The organism is Clostridium sp. SM-530-WT-3G (assembly GCF_012843905.1).
Lineage (GTDB): Bacteria > Bacillota > Clostridia > Clostridiales > Clostridiaceae > Clostridium.
On sequence record NZ_JABAGC010000090.1, the window covers coordinates 1 to 1,026 of the forward strand.

At 25.5% G+C, this 1,026-nt stretch carries 1 protein-coding gene; it reads left to right on the forward strand.

Features of this window, described 5'->3' with window-relative positions; genetic code table 11:
• The first annotated feature begins 160 nt into the window (after positions 1-160).
• Positions 161-808, forward strand: a complete 648-nt coding sequence (locus HF850_RS15345; protein WP_169106280.1) for a cyclase family protein — start codon at positions 161-163, stop codon at positions 806-808.
• The last annotated feature ends 218 nt before the right edge of the window (positions 809-1,026 follow it).

The window sequence follows — 1,026 nt, forward strand, 5'->3', positions numbered from 1 at the left end:
CTTAATTTTCTGAAAAATTAAAGCTGAAATTAAGAAGATTTTAAACATATAAATAAATTTACTCTTTAAAGCTGATACTAAAATATCATAATAGAAATATTAGTATATCTATAATATAATATAAACTATATGTATTTTTATAGATGGATGGTGAAAAAAAGTGAAATTTTTAGATTTGACACATAAATTATGTAATGGAATGCCAGTGTATATGGATAAAGAAGCTCCAAAATTAGAGAATACAGCAGAAGTTAAAAATGATAGATATAAAATGACTCATTTGAGTATATTTTCTCATAATGGAACTCATATTGATGCACCTGCTCATATGATTGAAGATGGAGCCACACTTGGGGAATATGATATTGAAAAGTTTATTGGAACAGCAGTAGTAATTGATTGCAGAGATGTCGTATTAAAAGAAGAACCAGAAATAGATTTGAAATATATAGAAGATAATAAGGAAAAAATAGATGAAGCAGATTTTATAATTTTCTATACAGGATACTGTGAGTATTGGGGAAGTGATAAGTATAAGAAGAATTGCCCATATTTAAGCATTGAAGTAGCTGATTACATTGCATTAAAGAAAAAGAAAGGAATAGGTGTTGATTTAATGTCACCGGATAAGATGGGATCTGGAAAACTTTCAGCACATAAAATACTATTAAAAAATGATGTTCTTATAATTGAAAATTTGGCTAATTTAGATAAACTTAATTGTGATGAATTTATTTTATCTGCTTTACCATTGAAATATGAGAATGCTGATGGAGCGCAAGTTAGAGCAGTAGCTCAGATTAAATAAGTAACTATGTAAGTTGATTTTATACTAAAAGCTACATAAAAAGTATATATTATGGTAATATAATAATGCGTTCAGATTATAGATAATTTGTAAAAATATAGTTTTTAGTTGTTGCATATAATTAAGATAAAGTTTGCAATTGGGGGCTTTTAACTGTTAAAAATAATCTATAAAAATATATAAAAATATATTTCTATTTATGATATAATCTTATTGAG